A 428-nucleotide genomic window follows, 5' to 3' on the forward strand; every position below is an offset into this window, starting at 1 on the left:
GAGTTTTTTATATTCATGGTATAGGTTTCTTAAAGTTTCAGAGCGATGTAAGGAATATTCTTAAAAACATTTGAGCTATATGAAGACCTTATGTACCCTATGAAATTTTCACTTCAACTTGATAAGAAATAAGCCTTATACTTTTACATTGTTAGCAATATAATTCTAATTTACGTCAAATTTATGACTTAATACAATATTCAGAATACTTTTACACATTTTTCGAGTTGAAAAGCTTGAGATAAAAAATATTTTTTATCATACTATAAATGAAAGTTAAGTTAAGGAGTGGAAAGTATGAATAAAGAACAATTAGAAAAAATGACTAATGGCAAAGGATTTATCGCAGCATTAGACCAAAGTGGCGGTAGTACTCCTAAAGCGCTTAAAGAATATGGCATTAATGAAGACCAATATAGCAATGAAGA

1 pseudogene is annotated in these 428 nt (G+C 28.3%); it reads left to right on the plus strand.

Going from position 1 to position 428, the window contains the following annotated elements:
• Nucleotides 1–297 precede the first annotated feature (297 nt).
• Nucleotides 298–428 (plus strand): annotated as a pseudogene (locus HZY83_RS05005) (fructose bisphosphate aldolase); the annotation flags it as partial.

Origin of the sequence: Gemella sp. GH3, from assembly GCF_013415425.1 — a bacterium.
Lineage (GTDB): Bacteria > Bacillota > Bacilli > Staphylococcales > Gemellaceae > Gemelliphila.